Origin of the sequence: Actinoallomurus sp. NBC_01490, from assembly GCF_036227085.1 — a bacterium.
Lineage (GTDB): Bacteria > Actinomycetota > Actinomycetes > Streptosporangiales > Streptosporangiaceae > Actinoallomurus > Actinoallomurus oryzae.
The window spans coordinates 11,261,223-11,278,020 of sequence record NZ_CP109433.1 but is presented as its reverse complement, the minus strand read 5'-3'; the positions used below and the strand labels follow the sequence as shown (position 1 = coordinate 11,278,020).

The 16,798-nt window shown below is 70.7% G+C and carries 14 protein-coding genes and 1 pseudogene; 7 read left to right on the top strand and 8 right to left on the bottom strand.

Annotated elements, in window-relative coordinates:
* Positions 1–14 precede the first annotated feature (14 nt).
* The 4 genes from OG417_RS52125 (at position 15) to OG417_RS52110 (ending at position 5,845) form a co-directional block, all read left to right on the top strand.
* Positions 15–1,703, top strand: a complete 1,689-nt coding sequence (locus OG417_RS52125) for an AMP-binding protein (RefSeq protein ID WP_329246681.1) — start codon at positions 15–17, stop codon at positions 1,701–1,703.
* On the top strand, positions 1,700–4,081 hold the full coding sequence (locus OG417_RS52120; RefSeq protein WP_329246678.1) for a bifunctional salicylyl-CoA 5-hydroxylase/oxidoreductase: 2,382 nt from the start codon (positions 1,700–1,702) through the stop codon (positions 4,079–4,081). The genes OG417_RS52125 and OG417_RS52120 overlap by 4 nt, the downstream gene beginning before the upstream one ends.
* Before the next feature lie 82 nt (positions 4,082–4,163).
* Positions 4,164–5,027 (top strand): PaaX family transcriptional regulator, encoded by an 864-nt coding sequence (locus OG417_RS52115; RefSeq protein WP_329246676.1) that lies wholly within the window; start codon positions 4,164–4,166, stop codon positions 5,025–5,027.
* A gap of 230 nt (positions 5,028–5,257) precedes the next feature.
* Positions 5,258–5,845, top strand: coding sequence for a DUF4189 domain-containing protein (locus OG417_RS52110; protein WP_329246674.1), 588 nt, complete (start codon positions 5,258–5,260; stop codon positions 5,843–5,845).
* On the opposite strand, the gene OG417_RS52105 is transcribed toward OG417_RS52110, so the two are convergent.
* Positions 5,842–8,448, bottom strand: coding sequence for a DUF4132 domain-containing protein (locus OG417_RS52105; RefSeq protein ID WP_329246672.1), 2,607 nt, complete (start codon positions 8,446–8,448; stop codon positions 5,842–5,844). The genes OG417_RS52110 and OG417_RS52105 overlap by 4 nt on opposite strands.
* Before the next feature lie 230 nt (positions 8,449–8,678).
* On the opposite strand from OG417_RS52105, the gene OG417_RS52100 reads away from it, so the two are divergent.
* Positions 8,679–10,100 carry a sulfatase family protein gene (locus OG417_RS52100; protein WP_329246669.1) on the top strand — a complete coding sequence of 474 codons (1,422 nt, stop codon included), beginning with the start codon at positions 8,679–8,681 and terminating at the stop codon, positions 10,098–10,100.
* Positions 10,101–10,138: 38 nt separating this feature from the next.
* On the opposite strand, the gene folE is transcribed toward OG417_RS52100, so the two are convergent.
* Positions 10,139–10,741 (bottom strand): GTP cyclohydrolase I FolE, encoded by a 603-nt coding sequence (gene folE, locus OG417_RS52095; RefSeq protein WP_329246666.1) that lies wholly within the window; start codon positions 10,739–10,741, stop codon positions 10,139–10,141.
* 121 nt (positions 10,742–10,862) lie between these two features.
* Between folE and OG417_RS52090 the strand changes: the two genes are divergently transcribed.
* Entirely contained in the window at positions 10,863–11,582 is a 720-nt protein-coding gene (locus OG417_RS52090) for a helix-turn-helix transcriptional regulator (RefSeq protein WP_329246662.1), read from the top strand.
* Here OG417_RS52090 and OG417_RS52085 read toward each other — a convergent pair.
* The gene (locus tag OG417_RS52085) at positions 11,489–12,391 is read right to left on the bottom strand and encodes an AraC family transcriptional regulator (RefSeq protein WP_329263137.1); all 903 of its coding nucleotides are present in this window, start codon (positions 12,389–12,391) and stop codon (positions 11,489–11,491) included. The genes OG417_RS52090 and OG417_RS52085 overlap by 94 nt on opposite strands.
* 54 nt (positions 12,392–12,445) lie before the next feature.
* Here OG417_RS52085 and OG417_RS52080 point away from each other — a divergent pair.
* Positions 12,446–12,658, top strand: a pseudogene (locus OG417_RS52080) (NAD(P)H-dependent oxidoreductase); the annotation flags it as partial.
* 248 nt (positions 12,659–12,906) lie between these two features.
* Here OG417_RS52080 and OG417_RS52075 read toward each other — a convergent pair.
* The 5 genes from OG417_RS52075 to OG417_RS52055 are packed head-to-tail and all read right to left on the bottom strand — an operon-like array spanning position 12,907 to position 16,794.
* Positions 12,907–14,166, bottom strand: a complete 1,260-nt coding sequence (locus tag OG417_RS52075) for a cytochrome P450 (protein ID WP_329246659.1) — start codon at positions 14,164–14,166, stop codon at positions 12,907–12,909.
* Positions 14,159–15,421 (bottom strand): cytochrome P450, encoded by a 1,263-nt coding sequence (locus OG417_RS52070; RefSeq protein ID WP_329246657.1) that lies wholly within the window; start codon positions 15,419–15,421, stop codon positions 14,159–14,161. Before OG417_RS52070 ends, OG417_RS52075 begins: the two co-directional genes overlap by 8 nt.
* Complete coding sequence (locus tag OG417_RS52065) at positions 15,418–16,023, bottom strand: GTP-binding protein (RefSeq protein ID WP_442875633.1); 606 nt, start codon at positions 16,021–16,023, stop codon at positions 15,418–15,420. Before OG417_RS52065 ends, OG417_RS52070 begins: the two co-directional genes overlap by 4 nt.
* Positions 16,004–16,378 carry a DUF742 domain-containing protein gene (locus OG417_RS52060; RefSeq protein ID WP_329246653.1) on the bottom strand — a complete coding sequence of 125 codons (375 nt, stop codon included), beginning with the start codon at positions 16,376–16,378 and terminating at the stop codon, positions 16,004–16,006. Before OG417_RS52060 ends, OG417_RS52065 begins: the two co-directional genes overlap by 20 nt.
* Entirely contained in the window at positions 16,375–16,794 is a 420-nt protein-coding gene (locus OG417_RS52055; RefSeq protein ID WP_329246650.1) for a roadblock/LC7 domain-containing protein, read from the bottom strand. Before OG417_RS52055 ends, OG417_RS52060 begins: the two co-directional genes overlap by 4 nt.
* Positions 16,795–16,798 lie beyond the last annotated feature (4 nt).

Below are 16,798 nucleotides of genomic sequence, written 5' to 3'. Positions count from 1 at the left end.
CGGAAGGACTTCCGTTGCTTTCCTCCCCATCAGCGCACCGGGACACCTTCACGCGCGACCACCTGCCCCCGGCGGACCTGTGGCCGACGATCGAGTTCACCACGCCGGACCTGCGATACCCCGAGCGGCTCAACGCCGCCACCGAACTCATCGACGTCCCCGCCTCGACGTTCGGGGCCGAACGCCCGGCGCTGCGTACGCCGGGCGGGGAGACCTGGACCTACGGCGAGCTACGGACCCGGGCCGCCCAGGTCGCCCAGGTGCTGACCGAGGACCTCGGCCTGCTCCCCGGACAGCGCGTCATGCTCCGCTCGCCCAACAACCCGTGGACGGTCGCGGCGTGGCTCGGCGTGCTCAAGGCCGGTGGCGTCGTCGTGACCACCATGGCCGCCCTGCGCGCCCGCGAGCTCACCCCGATCGCCGAACGGACGCGGCCCTCGATCGCGCTGGTCGACCACCGCTTCGCCGGCGACGTGTACACCGTCAGGGACACCGCGCTGCCGTCGCTGAAGGTCATGGAGTACGGCGGCCCCGGTGGCGACGACCTCCTCGCTCGCGCGGCGGCGAAGTCCGGTGAGTTCACCGACGTGGAGACCTCCGCCGACGACGTGGCGCTCCTCGGGCCGACCTCGGGCAGCACCGGCGTCCCAAAGATCACCATGCACTTCCACCGGGACATCCTGTCCATCGACAACACCTTCTCCCGCCATGTGCTGAAGCCGGCCGCCGACGACCTGTTCGCCTGCACCGCCCCTCTCGCCTTCACGTTCGGGCTCGGCATGCTCGCGGTCTTCCCGCTGCGGGCCGGCGCCTGCTCTCTCCTGACCGAGACCGCGACCCCGCTCCAGCTGGCGGAGATCGTCGAGCGGGAGAGGGTCACCGTCCTCGCCACCGCGCCCACCGCGTACCGGGCGATCCTCCGCGAGGGAAGGGAACGGCTGCTCGCGGGGCTGCGGGCCGGAGTGTCGGCCGGCGAGCACATGCCCCGCGGCGTCTGGGAGCAGCTGCGGGACAGGATCGGGCTGAGGGTCATCGACGGCATCGGCGCCACCGAGATGCTGCACATCTTCATCTCGGCCGCCGGCGACGAGATCCGTCCCGGCGCCACCGGAAGGCCGGTGCCGGGCTTCCGCGCCACCATTCTGGGCCCCGACGGCTCCGAACTCGGGCCGGGAGAGCCGGGACGGCTGGGAGTCATCGGCCCGGTCGGCTGCCGCTACCTCGACGACGTGCGGCAGGAGGCGTACGTCGTGAACGGCTGGAACGTCACCGGCGACATCTTCTCCCGGGACGAGGACGGCTACTTCTACTACCACTCCCGCAGCGACAACATGATCGTCTCGTCCGGCTACAACATCGGCGGACCCGAGGTCGAGGCCGCCATCGACACGCACCCCGACGTGCTGGAGTCGGCCGTCGTCGCCCGCCCCGACGCCGAGCGAGGCTCGGTCGTCTGCGCCTTCGTCGTCCTCCGCGAGGGCGTGACCGGCGACGCGGCCAAGGCCGAGGAGATCCAGCGCCACGTCAAGCAGTTGCTGGCGCCGTACAAGTACCCGCGCGACGTGCGGTTCCGCGACTCCCTTCCCCGCAACGCCAGCGGCAAGCTGCAGCACTTCGCGCTCCGCAGGCTCGTCGAGGCCGAACACGCCGCTGAGCCGGCGGCCGAAGCGCCTGTGGCCGTCCGACGAGAGGAGCTCGCGTGAAGGTCGCGATCGCCGGCGGCGGCCCGGGTGGCCTCTACTTCGCCGCTCTCATGAAGCAGCTCGACCCGGCCCACGACATCACCGTCTGGGAGCGCAACGCGCCCGACGACACGTTCGGCTTCGGCGTGGTGTTCTCCGACGAGACGCATCGAGGCATCGAGAACGCCGACCTCGGCTTCGCCGAGGCCATGGCGCGCCGGTTCGCCCGATGGACCGACATCGACATCCACTTCCGTGGAGAGAGTTACACCGTCGGTGGCCAGGGCTTCGCGGCGATGAGCCGCAGAGAACTCCTCGACCTGCTGCGGCGGCGCTGCCACGCCCTCGGGGTCGTCGTGCACTTCTCGACGCCCGCCCCCGACGTCGAGGCGCTCCGCACGTCGCACGACCTGGTGGTCGGGGCCGACGGCGTCAACTCTTCGACACGGGCGGCCTACGCGGAGGTGTTCCGCCCGGCGCTGGACCGGCGGCTCAGCAAGTACATGTGGCTGGGCACGGACCGGGTCTTCGAGGCGTTCCAGTTCTTCATCAAGGAGACGGAGTGGGGGACCATGCAGGTCCACGGTTACCCCTACTCCGAGAGCGGCTCGACCTTCATCGTGGAGATGCACGAGGACGTCTGGCGCCGGGCCGGCTTCCACGCGAGCGAAGGAGCCGAGTTCCCGCCCGGCACCTCCGACGAGCAGGCCATCGCGAGAATCGGGGAGATCTTCGCCGGAGAGCTCGCGGGCCACCGGCTGTTCGCCAACAACTCCAAGTGGCTCAACTTCGTCACCGTGCGCAACGAACGGTGGCACCACGGGAACGTCGTCCTCGTCGGCGACGCCGCGCACACCGCGCACTTCTCGATCGGGTCGGGCACCAAGCTGGCGATGGAGGACGCGCTCGCCCTCGCCGCCTGCCTGCACGAGCAGCCGGACGTCGAGTCGGCGCTGACGGCCTACGAGGCGGAGCGGCGGCCGGTCGTCGAATCCACCCAGCGCGCCGCCCAGGCCTCGCTGGAGTGGTTCGAGAACATCGGCATGTACGTCCACCAGGAGCCGACACAGTTCTGCTTCAACCTGCTCACCCGGTCACGCCGCATCACCTACGAGAACCTGCGGACCCGCGACCCGGAGTTCGCCGACCGCGTCGACGCCGCGTTCGCTGCGGCCCAGGGGCTGGAGAGCGGCACGCCCGCGATGTTCCAGCCCTTCCGGCTCGGCCGGCTGGAGCTGAAGAACCGGGTCATCGTGTCCCCGATGGACATGTACTCCGCCGTGGACGGCGTGCCGGGCGACTTCCACCTCGTCCACCTCGGCTCCAAGGCGATGGGCGGGGCCGGGCTGGTGATGACGGAGATGGTGTGCGTCTCGCCCGAGGGCCGCATCACCCCGGGCTGCACCGGTCTGTGGACCGACGGGCAACGCGACTCCTGGGCGAGGATCGTGTCCTTCGTCCACGAGCGGAGCACCGCGCGCATCGGCCTCCAGCTCGGCCACTCGGGCCGGAAGGGTTCCACCCGGCTCATGTGGGAGGGCATGGACGACCCGCTGCCGACGGGCAACTGGGAGGTCGTCGGCCCTTCGCCGGTGCCGTACGGCGCCGGCTCGGCGATGCCGCGCGAGATGACCCGCGCCGACATGGACCGGGCCGTCGCCGACTTCGTCGCGGCGGCGCGGCGCGGCGCGGAGGCAGGGTTCGACCTGCTCGAACTCCACTGCGCGCACGGCTATCTGCTCTCCTCCTTCCTCTCGCCGGTCGCGAACCGCCGCACCGACGAGTACGGCGGCTCGCTGGAGAACCGGCTGCGGTTCCCCCTCGAGGTGTTCGACGCCGTTCGCGCCGTCTGGCCGGCCGAGCGGCCCATGAGCGTACGGATCTCGGCGACCGACTGGCTCCCGGACGGCAACACCGAACATGACGCGGTGGAGATCGCCCGCGCCTTCATCGCCCACGGAGCGGACGCGATCGACGTCTCGTCCGGCCAGGTCGCCAAGGACGAGCGCCCCGCGTTCGGCCGCTCCTACCAGACACCCTTCGCGGACCGGATCCGCCACGAGGTCGCCGCGGCCACCGGCACGGCGGTCATCGCCGTGGGCGCCATCGCGTCCTACGACGACGTCAACTCGATCCTGCTGGCCGGCCGCGCCGACCTGTGCGCCCTCGGGCGTACCCACCTGTACGACCCGCACTGGACCCTGCACGCGGCGGCCGAGCAGGAGTACCAGGGCGCCGCCGCGGACTGGCCGGACCCGTTCCGGGCGGGCAGCCGCAAGCCGCCGACCTCACGTACCGACGCCGTACGACCTCGTCTCTCCCTGCCGCGGGCCGAGGAGTCCGACCAGAAGGTCCACCTCCGATGGACGCCCTCCCACGAGTCGATCCCGGTCTCCTGAGACGGCGGGCGCCGGTGCGGAGTCCCCGCCGAGGTGGCCCGGCGTTTCGTGGTCTCGACGCAGCGTCACGTAGGGTGCGGGCATGACGGCAGAGCTCCAGTCGACCTCCGATTCCGTGAGCGGCCGGAACACTCGCCTCGCTCAGTTCATCATCACGATCTTCGGCCTGTACGCCCGCGCCGAGGGCAACTGGCTGTCGGTCGCGTCCGTGGTGGAGCTGATGGCGGATCTCGGGGTGGAGGGGCAGGCCGTACGGTCCTCGGTCTCCCGCCTGAAGCGTCGTGGCGTGCTCCACGGCGAACGCCGCGAGGGTGTGGCCGGCTACACCCTCGACGCCCCGACGCTGCAGGTGCTCGCCGAGGGCGACGTACGCATCTTCGAACGCACCCGGGCGTCCGTGGAGGACGGCTGGATCGTCGTCGTGTTCAACGTGCCCGAGGCCGAACGCCAGAAGCGCCACGCGCTGCGGTCGAGCCTGACCCGCCTGGGCTTCGGCACCGCCGCGCCCGGCGTGTGGGTCGCGCCGGGAAACCTGGCGGCGGAGACGAGCCAGACCCTGGAGCGCCAGGAGCTGTCCGCGTACGTCGACATCTTCGCGGGCCACCACTTCGCCTACGGGGACCTGGCCGCGAAGGTCCGCACGTGGTGGGACCTCGTCGAGCTCACCTCGCTGTACGAGGACTTCCTGGGGCGCTACCGCCCCATCCTCGAGCGGACGTCGGCCGAGGGCACGACTCCGCGGGAGGCGTTCCAGATCTACGTGCCGATGCTCACCCTGTGGCGGCGGCTGCCCTACCGCGACCCCGGCCTTCCCCTGTCGCTGCTGCCTCCGGAATGGAAGGGAATGACCGCGGGCGCGCTCTTCGACGAGCTGAACGACGTGCTGCGGCCCCTGGCGCGGGAACACGCTCTGGCGGTGATCCACGGAGAGAATCCATCCGGCTGAGCTCTCCCGCTCCCATCGATCCGGAACCAATCTGCCGGAAATGGCGTCCTAATTCTGCTTCACAGCGATGAGGCAAACGCTACGATCTTCCGGACATTGACGCATTTGGGGAGTGGGTCACCGTGCAACCCCCGCAGCCGCCCTACGGCGGCCAGCCGCCCGCGTACGGGCCTCCGCCTCCGCCCGGCCCGCCGGGTGGGCCGATGCCGCCCGGTCCGCCAGGGGGGCCGATGCCGCCGGGCCCGCCGGGATGGGGTCCGCCGGGGCCGCCCGGGCCGCGGAAGCCGAACAACGGCAACGCGGCGGTCATCATCATCATCGCGGTCGTCGTGGTGCTGGTCGGCGGCGGTGCCCTCCTGTGGTGGGGGTTCGACGTCGGCGCGTCGGGGAGCAAGCGGCCGATCGCGGCGCCCACGTTGCCGGACCTGCCGACGCCCCCGACCTTCAGCCCGCCGGCGCTGCCCAGCACGACGCCGTTCTCTCCGCCGGACGACACGTACTCTCCGCCGGAGGACACCTACTCTCCGCCGGCGGAGCACTGGGGTGCCATCGCGGTGGCGCACGACGGCAGCGTCGGCAAGTCCTGGGACTACAGTTCCGAGTCCGCCGCGGAGAAGCGAGCGCTGAGGGAGTGCCCCCGCACCGGCTGCAAGGTCCTCGTGTCCTTCGTCAACAGCTGCGGTGCCGTCGCGTTCAACCCCCACACCAACAGGTACTGGGGCGGTCGCGGCTCCACGAAGTCCGCGGCCGAGAGGGACGCCATCTCCAACGCGGGCGGCGGCCACTGGATCACCTGGGTCTGCACCACACGGCCCTAGGAGGCGCTGCGGACGAGGTCGTGAACGGCCTCGCTCATCGTGACCGGATCGACCTCGCCGAGGGGCACCGTGTCCTTCGGCGAGGGGAACGGCCCAGGGCCTGCCCACAGAGCTTTGATCTCCTGATCCTCGCCTTCGCCGTACATGTAGTAGTAGAGGCCGGGGCTCAGGGCCGCCACGACGTACAGGCCCGCGGGGTCGCGCCGGGCGAGCCCCCCGCCCGCGAACTCGCCGTTGGCGTCTAGCCACTCCCAGCGTCGTCCCTCGGAGTGGCCCTTGGCCTTGCCGTAGGGGAGCACGAGGCCCTCCACCCGGGCGAGCCGGTGCGCGGCGCGCTCGTCGTCCGTGAGCCGGTAGAAGGGGCGCCCGAGCTGCTCGAACGGCTGCAGGATCTCGTAGTCGGCGAACAGCTCCACCCAGGCGGCGAGGTGGTCCTCCAGCAGGAGCGGGTGGGCGATGCCGATGCGCGCGTCCGGCGCCGGGGCGAACAGCTCGTCGTCGACGTCGGCGTAGGTATCGTCCTCGGCGACGCGGAACGAGGTGCCGTCGTCGATGATCCACACCAGGCGGCGGACGATGTGCCCGAGCAGCGGGTGGGTGACGAACAGGGCGTGGAAGTCGCCCGGAGTCCAGGTTCGCCGGGCGATCATGGCCAGTTCGAGGCGCTTGATCTCCTGGTCGGCGATCGTCCGCAGGTCCTTCTTGAGACCGGTGAATAGGGCGTGCGCGGCCGAGGCCAGGGCGGGGTCGTCCTTGGGCCCGGGCTTGGGCGCGCTCTTGCGTACCTTGCCGCTCTGCTCGACGACCAGCGGCACGAGCTGCTGGTCGAAGGTCACGGTGAACCGACGCGGGCCGTAGTCGAGAACGAGGGTGCCCTGGGCGTCCAGGCCGAAGTCGGGGACGGCGCGGTCGGCCAGGTCATCCGGCGTGATGCCGCGCGCGGCGGCGATCTCGTGGATCTTCTCGATCGCTCTGCCCTTGAGTCCGTTGTACTTCTTCCGGCGGGTCAGCTCGAACAGGTGGGTGAGGGCCACGTCGGAACCGATCGCGGCGAGGACGTCCAGCGCGGCGACGGCCCGGCCGGCGGCGCTCTCGCCGGGCCAGGCTCTGATCAGCGGGCTGAGCCGCCGCACCGTCGTGTCGTCGCCGATCAGGCCGAGCTGCGCCAGCGCCCAGTTGTGCCGGGTGGGCGAGCCGAGCGCGTACCACCGCTGGAACAGCGCCCAGGAGAACTCGGCCAGCGAGTGCCGGTCGCAGAACTCGCGGACGGCGGCGACCTCGGGGGCCTTCTTGGCGAGCAGGTGCAGGAGGCACTTGGTCGCGCTCGCGGGCAGGGCCCGGTCGCGGTCACGCGTGAGGATCCGTGGAAGCAGCGCCGGGTCGGCCCAGTCCACCTTCGCGCTGCGGGCGGGCCTGCCGGTGAGGACGCCGGGCAGCTCCTCGCCGTCGGGGACGGCCGGTCGCGGCAGGAACGCCTCGACGGCTCCCGGCGGCAGCGCCTCGGCCAGGGTGGGCTCGGCGTACAGCAGCCCGCGCAGCAGCCCGGCCGCCCGGAGGCCCAGGGTCGTGCCGTTGTCGGCCTGCGGCGCCAGCGCCCGGAGCGCGTGGAGGGGGTGCCGTTCGGCCGCCTCCTGTAGGGCGGCGGGCCCGCCCTTGTCGCCGATGCGGTCGAGCAGCGTGGGGAAGATCCGTTCGTCCGGGATCTCCAGGATGGCCCTCCGCACGATCGGGCGCGTCTCGTCGGCGTTGGAGTAGGGGTACCTGAGCGCTTGGTCCAGCAGCGGGAGAGCGTCCGCGCCCAGCCCGTCGAGCAGCGTTCCGAGCACGGCGGGGGTCGGCGGTATCCAGCCGATCCGCTCGACGTGCGCGGCGCTGGACAGGGAGCAGACCACGTGTTCGTGGTCGAGGACCCGCGCGCTGGAGGGGTCGTTCAACGACTCGTCCATCCAGGCCGTCTCGGTCGGGAGGAGGTAGGAGGCGGTGCAACGGCTCAGGTCGTCGCCGCGATGGGCCGACACCCGCGCGACCGCGTCGCGGTATTCGTCCTCGGGGGCCTCCGCCAGCAGCGCGCGGAGCCGCTTGGCCACCGCGTCCACGGCGATCCACCTGCTCACGGTGACGTGGTCGTCGTGGGTCGTGCGCCGGATCTCGCCGCGCCACCCCCGGGGCCCGGGGCCGGCATAGGCGACGAGCTCGATGACGCCGGTGCCGTGTGTCACCCGTCGCGGCGGCGGGCCGAGCGTGATGGAGGACGCCTCGGTGACCGCGCAGGCGGCGAAGGCGAGCCCGTGGTCCAGCGCCCAGGCGTCCAGGAAGGCCGCGCCCTCGATGCCCTGAAGGTGCTTGATCGCGACGGTGGCGACGGCCGCCGCGCCCACCGGGTCGGGCTCGCCGTCCAGCCACGCGCGTACGGCCTTGCCGAGCTCGGGGACGGTGCGCTCGTGCTCCAGCATCTCCTCGGCGATCGGGCGCGCCGCACGCTCCCACTCGCGCGCCCTCGGCGCGGCGTCCTCGTCCAGGACGACCTCCGGCCCGGCGACACCGCCGCGCCGCGGATGGATGTGCTCACGCCACTCGACCGGAACGCTCACCGTCTCGACCATGGCACCGCAACCTAGCGGCCACGGCCGACACTTCCGTCAGAGCGCGGGAAGCCGGCGCGACGGTACGTTCGCGGGCCGGGAACGGAAACGCGAACCGGCGCGGGGATGAACAATGCCCGCACTCTGGCGAGGGGGGTGTCTCGAGGCGATCGCATGCGCTTGGCTGGCCGCTCGTGCTCTGCTTCCGGCCTGCGCTCCGTACGATCGCGATCTGTCTGCTCCTGACGCTGATGGGGTGTGCCCCTCATCGTCGCCCGGCTCACGAGGCCGGGGGCCGTACGCCCTCGCGGGCGGAGCGGCCGAACATCGTGTTCGTGCTCACCGACGACCTGTCCACGGACCTGCTCTCGTACATGCCGAACGTACGGCGGCTGCAGCAGGAGGGCCGGTCCTTCACCAACTACTTCGTCACCGACTCGTTCTGCTGTCCGTCCCGCTCGTCGATCTTCACCGGGCAGTTCCCGCACGACACCGGCATCTATACGAACAGCGGGCCGAACGGCGGTTTCGCCAAGTTCACCCGGACCGGCAAGGACCGCCAGACGTTCGCGGTCGCGCTGCGGGCGAACGGCTACCGCACCGCGATGATGGGCAAGTACCTCAACGGCTACGACAGGACCCCCTATGTGCCGCCCGGCTGGAGCCAGTGGGACGGCGTGGGCACCGGCGGCTATGGCGGATACCACTACGTCCTCAACGAGAACGGCGGCCTGAGCACCGGCGGCACCTCTCCCGCCGACTACCTCACCGACGTGCTGTCCGCGAAGGGCACCGCGTTCATCGACCGGTCGGCGGCGGCCCGCACGCCGTTCCTGCTGGAGATCGCCTCCTTCGCGCCGCACCTGCCGGCGACTCCGGCGCCGCGTGACGCTCACCGGTTCCTGGACGCCCGGGCCCCGCGCGGACCGGCGTTCAACGAGAGCGACATCGCCGACAAGCCGCAGTGGCTGCGGAGCTATCGCCGCCTCGGGCACGCCCGGCTCGCCGAGATCGACCGCCAGTACGTGCGCCGGGTTCAGTCGGTGCAGGCGGTCGACCGCATGGTCGGCCGGCTCCGGTCCACCCTCCAGGCGCGTGGCCTGGCCAAGAACACCTACTTCGTGTTCAGCTCCGACAACGGCTACCACATGGGCGAACACCGTCTCATGCCGGGCAAGACCACGGCCTTCGACACCGACATCCGGGTGCCGCTCATCGTCGTCGGCCCCTCCGTGCGGGGTGGCGCCGACGCCACGCTGGCCGAGAACACGGACCTGGCACCGACGTTCGAAGAGCTCACCGGGACACGGGTCCCGGCGTCGGTGGACGGCCGGAGCCTGGTCCCCCTCCTGCGCGGCGAACGCGACGCCGGTGCGCCCGACGCGATCCTGGTCGAACACCACGGGCCCAGCCTGGCCAAGGACGATCCCGACCGCCCCGGGCCCGCCGGTGGAAACCCGCCCTCCTACACCGCGATCCGGACTCTGGACGCGCTCTACGTCGAGTACAAGGACGGCGACCGGGAGTACTACGACCTGCGCACCGACCCGTACGAGCTCGACAACACGGTGGCGGCCCTGCCACCGGCGCGACTCGCCCAGCTCCAGCGGACGCTCCACAACCTGCGCACCTGCCACGGCAGCCGCTGCTCCGCCGCCGCCCGCCTCAACTGATCTGCCGGCGGACGCCGTACGCGGCGCGGCCGGCGCTGTCAGCCGGGCAGCCCGGTGAGGGCGAGGAACTCGCTGCGGGAGCGGGCGTCGGTGCGCAGCGCGCCGAGCAACGTCGAGGTCATGGTGGTGGCGCCGGTGGCCTGGACGCCCCGCAGGGTCATGCAGGTGTGCTCGGCCTCGATGACCACGCCCACGCCCTGGGGCTCCAGCTGCTCCTGGAGCCAGTCCGCCACCTGCTTGGTCAGGCGTTCCTGCACCTGGGGGCGGCAGGCGAAGTGCTCGACGACGCGGGCCAGCTTCGACAGGCCGAGGATCCGCCGGCCGGGCAGGTAGCCGACGTGCGCCGTGCCGACGAACGGCAGCAGGTGGTGCTCGCACACCGATCGCAGCGGAATGCCACGGGCCAGCACGAGTTCGTCGTACCCCTCGTCGTTCGGGAAGGTCGTCAGGTCGAACGGACGAGGACTGAACAGTTCGGCGTACGCCCGGGCCATCCGCGCGGGTGTACGCCGCAGGCTCTCGGTGTCGGTGCTGATGCCGAGCGCGTGCAGGAACCGGGCGGCGGCCTGCTCGGCCGCGGCCAGGTCCACGCCTTCGGTGTCTCGGACGACGCGTAGCGCGGGTGTCGCGGGGATGCTCACGCGGGTCACCTCCATTTCGCCAATGAGTATTGGTCTTATTGGCGTGCGAGGTCAAGAAGCCCAGCTGTGATGGGAGTCGCCAGGCATTGCGCCTGCGCCGGTAGGCGTTACCGTGGGTGGTGTGGGATCCGACGCGAACCCGCCCGGCACAGCGGACACCGCGCTGGAGTCCGTCAACGTGCTGGGCGATGAGACCCGGCGGCGCATGTACGCCGTCGTCCGCCGTGCCGGTCGGCCCCTGACCCGGGACGAGGCGGCCGCCGGCGTGGGGGTCTCCCGGAAGCTGGCAGCGTTCCACCTGGACAAGCTGGTCGACGCCGGCCTGCTCCGCGCCCACTACGAACACACCGACGGCCCGCACCGCGTCGGCCGCCGGCCCAAGCTCTACGAGCCGTCCGGCGTCACGGTGCAGTTCTCCATCCCCGAGCGCCGCCACGAGCTCCTCGCCGACCTGCTCATGGAGGCCGTCCTGACCGAGACCCGCTCGGAGAACGCCCGGCAGGCGGCGGTACGCGTGGCGGCGGAACGCGGTCGCGCCCTCGGCGCGGCCGAGCGTGAGGCGACGCGCCCGGGGCGGCTGGGGGCGGAGCGGGGCCTGACGATCTGCGAACGCATGCTCGAGCGCCACGGCTTCGAGCCCATCCGCGAGACGACGACACGGGTCCGGCTGCACAACTGCCCGTTCCAGCCGCTCACCGCGAAGGCGCCCGACCTCGTGTGCGCCATGAACCACGCCTTCCTGGCCGGCTACCTCGACGGCCTCCGGGCCACCGGCCTGCGAGCGACCCTGGCCCCCCGGCCGGGCGAGTGCTGCGTCCGGATCTCTCCCGCCCGACGATGAAGCCGGCGGCGAAGGCCGGTAACACGCCCGGCCCCGGATGGCCTGGTCCCCGGCTCATCGCGGATGCGTGGGCGAGGAGAAGCCGGTCGTTCGGTCGCGGCCGCGGAATGTGGCGCGGCTTGTTGATTCCTGGGCTGCCAGTTCCCGCAGCGTGACGGGCCGGTGCAGATTCTCGAGGGCCCATCGCGTGCCTTGCTGGTTGAGGAGATCTTCGGGTCTGGCATCGGTCGCTGCACGTATCGTGCTTGCCCGCCCTCGCGGTGTGGCGGGACGACGGAGCCGCGCGCCACTTCGTTGGCGACTGCCGCGCCGTGGTCGATGCGAATCATGTGCAGGCACAGGTCGATGCCTGACGCCGCTCCGGCAGAGGTGAGGACGCCATCGTCGTCGGTGTAGAGGACGTCGAGGTCGAATATGACGTCCGGGAATCGCTCCTGGAACCGGGCGGATGAGCGCCAGTGTGTGGTGGCTCGCCGCCCGGTGAGCAGGCCCGCCGCGGCCAGCACGAACGATCCTGTGCAGATCGAGGCGATCCGTGTGCCGGGTTGAATCCGCGCCAGCGCGGCGGTGAGCGAGGGTTCGAGCGGCTCGCTTCGAGGCTCGAAGTCGACTCGGGATCCTGGGACGACGACGGTGTCGGCCTCGGCCAGCGCCTCGGGGCCGTGAGCGACGGTGACGGTGAAGTCGGCATCCGTGCGTATTTCCCCGGGCTCGGGTGCGCAGGTCATGACCTCGTAGAGCGCGGCACCGGCGGCCGAGCGCGCCTGGCCGAAGAGGCGGTGAACGATGCTGAGCTCGAATGACAGCATCTCGTTACGGGCCAGGACCGCCACGCGGTGGCGCCCGTCACCGGCAAAACAGCCATGGCCCGATCCTCGCACATGTTGTCCATCAGGCCAGTCGTCGTGGCCGTGCCGCACGGTCATGATCGATGTCATGAACGTCCTTTGGATTTTCACACCATCGTCGTCCAGTTCCCGATGTGGTGGTTCGGAATGCCCGCCATCCTCAAGGGCTGGTTCGACCGGGTCTGGCACCAGGGCTTCACGTCCGAGGAAGGCGAGGCGGCGGCCAAGGAGCTGCGCGAGCGCCTGCACGCGATTCCGACGACCGAGCCGATCACGTACCGAAGGCAGAACGGCGGAGACCACGACCAGAACCTTGTGCTGCGACCGGACGTGGGCACCGGGCCTGACCGGACTGGGAGCGCACGTGGCCTGACGCTGGTACAGGACGCTGATACAGGGATGACTCTGGGCGCCCACATCGGCAGGCACCATGCTGTGGACGTGGGCGCTCAGAGGCTTGGTCGGCCGCCGGGTGGTCAGCCGCCCCCGGCGACGTATGACGGGGCGAAGGTCACCGGCAGGGAGACCAGGCCGCGCATCCAGACGGACGGTGACCACTCCAGCTCGTCGGGTTTGACCGCCAGCAGGACGTCCGGGAGCCGGTCGAGGAGCACCTCGACGGCGGCTCGGCAGATGACCTCGGCCAGCTCCGGCGCCGGATACGGGCACCGGTGCTCGCCGTGGCTGAACGACAGCATGGCCTGGTTCCCGGCGGTGGCCGACTCGGGGTCGGGCCGTACCTGCGGGTCGCTGTTGGCCGCCGCGAGGCCCAGTACGAGCAGGTCGCCGGCCTTGATCTGCTGCCCGCCGAGCTCGATGGGCCGGGCGGCCCAGCGGCCCAGGTAGTTCTGCGTGGGGGTGTCCTCCCACAGCACCTCGTTGAGCGCCTGGCCGACGCTGCGGCGACCGCCCGCGAGGTTCACCGAGAACCGGTCGTCGGTCAGCATCAGCCGGATGGTGTTGCCGATCCAGTACGCCATCGGCTGCTGCGCAGCGGTGATCACCAGGACCAGATCCTGGATGAGCTCCTCTTCGGTCAGGCCGACGGGATTGTTCAGCAGGCGCGTGGTGAAGTCCGATCCCGGCTGTTCGCCCTTGTGCGCCACGAGCCGCCGCATGGCCGCGTCGATGCCCTGCTTCGCATCGAGCGCACCCTCGCCGCCGTTGACCGTGGTCATCATGTCCCGCAGCAGACCGGGCGTCTCCGGCTCGGGCAGACCGAAGATCTTGGCGACGGCCAGCAGCGGCAGCGGGTGCGCGAACTCGGCCATCAAATCGACCTCGCCCGCCTCGACGAACGTGTCGATCAGGTCGTCCGCGATCTTCTCGCACTGCATCCGCAGGTCGAACTGGTCGACGGCGAACAGACCGTCGCTGAGCGCGCCCGCCCGGCGCCGGTGCTCGTCCCCCTCGGCGAACAGCGTGGAGGGCTGGTAGCCGACGAACGGCATCAGGGGCCAGTCGGGCGGGATGTTCGGCCACTGGTTCCAGCGGCGGCAGTCGCGGGCGAACACGTCCGGGTTGCTCAGCACGTGGTGGAGTTCCCGGTAACCGATCACGAACCAGGCCGGGATGTCGCCTTCGATCAGCACCGGAACGACCGGCCCGTGCTCCTGCCTCATCTCCCGGTACAGCTCCGCCGGATTCCGCAGGAACCGCGACCCGTACAGCGGCAGCGCATCGGGGTGGACCGGGCAGCCCGCGGTGGGGACCGACGACGGCTCAAGGTCAGTCATGATTTCTTTCCGCGATCAGGTCGGCGAGGGATCCGCCGAGGGCAAGAGTCGGTGAGAACCGCACGGGCAGTCCCATCAGTCCGCGGATGTGGAATGACGTCCGCCAGACGAGGTCTTCGGCGGGCACGGCGAGCGCGACGTCCGGGAGCCGGTCCAGCAGCACCTCGACGGCGGTTCGCGCGATCACTTCGGCGATCTCGCGCGTGGACGCCGGGCATCCGTGGCTGCCATGCCCGAAGGTCAGGTAGGCCTGGTTTCCGGAGATCCCCGTGGCCGAGCCGGGCCGTACGTGCGGATCGGTGTTCGCGCCGGCCATACCGATGATCAGCATGTCTCCGGCGCGGATGCGGCGGCCGGCGAGTTCGGTGTCCCGCGCGGCCCACCTGCCGACGTCGTTCTGTACCGGCCCGTCCTCCCAGAGAACCTCGTTGAGCGCCTGGCCGACGCTGCGGCGACCGCCGGACAAGGTCAGGGAGAACCGGTCGTCGGTGAGCATCAGGCGCAGTGTGTTGCCGATCCAGTTCGCCACCGGCTCCTGCCCCGCCACCATCACCACGACCAGGTCCTGGGCGATGCCCTCCGCGGAACCGGGATGCGTGGCGACGATGCGCGAGGCCACGTCGTTGCCCGGGTTCTCCTGCTTCAGCGCGACGAGATCGCGCATCGCGGCGACCACCCGGCCGTGCGCCTCCAGCGCGCCGTCGCTGGTGTCCAGCGCCTCGACCAGGTCCCCGGCGACGCTTTCGATCCGCGTGGTGGGCACGCCCACCAACTCGGCGAGGACCAGCACCGGCATCGAGTAGGCGTAGTCGGGCAGCAGGTCCGCCTCGCCGCGGCCGGCGAACTCGTTGATCAACGTGTCGGCGATCCGCTCGCACCTGATCTGCAACTCGAACGGGTCGACGCTCGCGAACGCCCGCTCGACCGCTTCGTACCGGTGCTGGTGGTCGGGCCCCTCGCCGAAGAACATCGACGGCTGGTAGGCGATGAACGGCATCAGCGGCCAGTCGGGCGGAATCTCGCCCCACTTGTTCCAGATGCGGGAATCACGGGGGAACATCTGATGGTCGGTCAGGACCTGGTGCAGTTCGCGGTAGCCGATGACCAGCCACGCGAACACGTCGTTCTCCAGGAGAACGGGGACGACCGGCCCGTGGTCGCGCCTCAGCTCCGCGTAGAGGGCGACGGGATGCTCGTCGTAAATGCGCTCATAAAGGCGAACCGCCTCGACCACGGGATCCCTCGGCGAGGTCATGGAGCGTGTTCTCTGGTGGAGAGGCTGTAAAGGTGGTTCACGAGAGTGACCAGCACCTTCTTGCTGGACGCGCGTTGTCGGGCGTCGCACTCGATCAGCGGAACGTCTTCGGACAGGTCGAGCGCATCCCGGATGTCCTCCGCCCGGTGCTCCGGCCCGCCGAAGTCGTTGCGGGCGACGATGAACGGCATTCCGTGGTGCTCGAGACGGTCGATGGCGTACCAGGAGTCCTGGACGCGCCGGGTGTCCACGAGGACGACCGCGCCGAGGGTTCCGGAGAACAGCCGGTCCCACAGGAACCAGAACCGCTGCTGCCCCGGAGCGCCGAACAGGTACAGGACCATCTGCTCGTTCAGGGTGATCCGCCCGAAGTCGAACGCCACGGTGGTCGTGGTCTTGCCCTGCACCTCGCCCGCGTCGTCGATGCCGACACCGGCCCGTGTCATGACCTCTTCGGTGCTCAGCGGCCGGATCTCGCTCACCGAGCGGACCATGGTCGTCTTGCCGACGCCGAACCCGCCGACGATGACGATCTTCAGGGCGTTGTTGACAGTGCTCGGCAGCGGCGAGCTGGTGACCGGGTCAGAGCTTTTCAAGTCCAACGAGCACCTGCTTCAGAACGGCGGGTTCGGGGAGTCTGGTCTTGGAGGTGGCCCGGGCGGGGACCGCGCTGGTGGACGGATGGCGTGCGGTGATCCGGCCGGTGTCGAGCAGGTCGCACACCAGGATCTTCACGACGCTGACCGGCAGCCTGAGCTCGGCCGCGATCTCCACGACCGCCGTGGGGCTGGTGCACATGCGGAGGATCTTCACGTGTTCGGACTGCATGCCCGGCGTCGGATCGCACTCGCTGACGATCAGAGAGACGCTGTCGATCGAGCTCTCGTCCACCCGGCTGCGGCCACCGGTGACGATGTACAGCCGGTCCGGATCCTCCCTGTCGACGGGCCGTGTCATCGCGCGCCGGTGCCCTGTTGTGGTTGCCGGGGAGCGGCGACCAGGTGTTCACCGAGCTGCTCGACGAGCTCGTGCATGTTGTGCCCGATCATGCCGACGTCGGCCTCCTCGGTCGCCACGACGGCCAGGTGGGCGCCCTCGCCGGCCTCCACGATGAAGAGCAGCCCGCCGTGGAATTCGGTCATGGACTGGCGGAGGCCGCCGGAGCCGTCGCCGAACTCCGCGGACGCCCCGTAGGCGAGGCTCTGGATGCCCGAGGCGATGGCGGCCAGCTGGTCGGCCTGGTCGACGCTCAGCCCGTACGTGTGGCAGAGCTTGAGTCCGTCCTTGGACAGCACCAGGGCGTGCCGGGTCGCGGGCGTCCTCTCCAGGAGGTTCTCCAGCAGCCAGTCGAGATCGCGATCTGTGGTCTTCATCGGT